Source organism: Actinospica acidithermotolerans (genome assembly GCF_018139625.1).
Classification (GTDB): Bacteria; Actinomycetota; Actinomycetes; order Streptomycetales; family Catenulisporaceae; genus Actinospica; species Actinospica acidithermotolerans.
The window spans coordinates 1-463 of the sequence record NZ_JAGSOH010000340.1; the positions used below are offsets into that span (position 1 = coordinate 1).

Here is a 463-nt window from a genome sequence, read left to right on the forward strand (position 1 = left end):
GGATTGGTTGGGAAATAACTTATTAAACGACAATTATGGTTTAGCTATTATTATCCTTGTATTGGTAATTCGTATTATTTTATTACCATTCATGTTGTCAAACTATAAAAATAGTCATATGATGCGTCAAAAAATGAAAGTTGCAAAGCCAGAAGTTGAAAAAATTCAAGAAAAAGTGAAACGTGCGCGTACACAAGAAGAAAAAATGGCTGCAAACCAAGAATTAATGCAAGTATATAAAAAGTATGACATGAACCCGATTAAGAGTATGTTGGGTTGTTTACCAATGCTAATCCAATTGCCAATCATCATGGGATTATACTTTGTACTAAAAGACCAACTTGTAGATGGTTTGTTTAAATATCCACACTTCTTATGGTTCGATTTAGGACGTCCTGATATTTGGATTACAATTATTGCGGGTGTTTTATACTTTATCCAAGCATATGTATCAAGTAAAACG

1 protein-coding gene is annotated in these 463 nt (G+C 32.0%); it reads left to right on the plus strand.

Features of this window, described 5'->3' with window-relative positions; genetic code table 11:
- On the plus strand, positions 1-463 hold a 463-nt coding region (gene yidC, locus KDK95_RS38895; RefSeq protein WP_212522643.1), incomplete at both ends, for a membrane protein insertase YidC.